The organism is Pseudogemmobacter humi (assembly GCF_900609055.1).
In the GTDB taxonomy this organism is placed as follows: Bacteria; Pseudomonadota; Alphaproteobacteria; order Rhodobacterales; family Rhodobacteraceae; genus Pseudogemmobacter; species Pseudogemmobacter humi.
In genome coordinates, this window is record NZ_UXAW01000014.1 from 1 (window position 1) to 1,450 (window position 1,450).

Sequence of the window (1,450 nt, forward strand, 5' to 3'; positions counted from 1 at the left end):
GTCCGGCTCAGCCCTTTCGGGTGACGAAGCGGGTTTCGAGATAGGCTTCGATCGCTTCCGAGCCGCCCTCGGTGCCGTGGCCGGAATCCTTCATGCCGCCGAAGGGCACTTCGGGCAGCGCGAGGCCGAGGTGGTTGATCGTGGTCATCCCGGCCTCGACCTCGTTGCCGAGCCGCGTCGCGGTGGCGGTGTCGGTCGTATAGGCATAGGCGGCAAGGCCGAAGGGCAGGCGGTTCGCCTCATGGATCGCCTCGTCCAGCGTGGCGAATTTGTTGATCACCGCCACCGGGCCGAACGGCTCCTCGTTCATGATCCGCGCGCTCAGCGGCACGTCGGCCAGAACGGTGGGCTCGAAGAACCAGCCCTCGTTGCCGATGCGGCGCCCGCCGGTGGTCAGCCGGGCGCCCTTGTCGACCGCGTCGGTGATCAGCGCCTCCAGCGCGGGGATGCGGCGCTCGTTCGACAAGGGGCCCATTTCGGTCGCCGGGTCCATGCCGTCGCCGACTTTGATCTTCGCCGCCAGTTCGGTGAAGCGGGCGGTGAAGGCCGCATGCAGATCCTCATGCACCAGGAACCGGGTCGGCGAGACGCAGACCTGGCCCGCGTTGCGGAATTTGTGGGTGGCGATCTGCGGCACCGCCAGATCCAGATCGGCATCGCCCGCCACGATCACCGGCGCATGGCCGCCCAGTTCCATCGTCGCGCGCTTCATATGCAGCCCGGCGAGCGCCGCGAGCTGCTTGCCGATCGGGGTCGAGCCGGTGAAGGAGATCTTGCGGATCACCGGATGCGGGATCAGATATTCGGAGATCTCGGCCGGGACGCCGTAGACGAGGCCCACCACCCCCGCCGGCACGCCCGCATCGGCAAAGGCGCGGATCAGCTCGGCCGGGCTGGCCGGGGTTTCCTCGGGCGCCTTGACGATGATCGAGCAGCCCGCCGCCAGCGCCGCCGAGAGCTTGCGCACCACCTGGTTGAGCGGGAAGTTCCACGGCGTGAAGGCCGCGACCGGGCCGACCGGCTGTTTCAGCGTGAATTGCAACACGTCGGGCGCGCGCGAGGGGATGACCTGGCCGTAAGTGCGCTGGCCCTCGCCCGCGAACCAGTCGATCACATCGGCGGCGCCGGCGATCTCCATCTTCGACTGCGCCAGCGGCTTGCCGTTCTCCAGCGTCATCAGCACGGCGACCTCATCGGCGCGCTCGCGCAGGATCGCGGCCGCCTTGCGCATCAGCTTGCCGCGCTCGAACGCGGGCGTGTTCTTCCAGGCGGCGAAACCGCGACCGGCGGCCGCAAGCGCGGCGTCCAGATCCTCACGCGAGGCATGGGCGACGGTGCCGATCTCTTTCGCCGTGGCGGGGTTGATCACCGGGAGCGTCCGGCCCCCGGTCGCCGCGCGCCACTGGCCGTCGATGAAAAGAAGCGTGTCGCGGTAAGCGGTCATGGCGGT

1 protein-coding gene is annotated in these 1,450 nt (G+C 69.1%); it reads right to left on the reverse strand.

The window, feature by feature from the left end; all coding sequences use genetic code 11:
- Positions 1-7: 7 nt before the first annotated feature.
- Positions 8-1,444: an NAD-dependent succinate-semialdehyde dehydrogenase gene (locus XINFAN_RS00075; RefSeq protein WP_124084545.1), complete on the reverse strand. Its 1,437-nt coding sequence runs from the start codon at positions 1,442-1,444 to the stop codon at positions 8-10.
- Between the last annotated feature and the right edge of the window lie 6 nt (positions 1,445-1,450).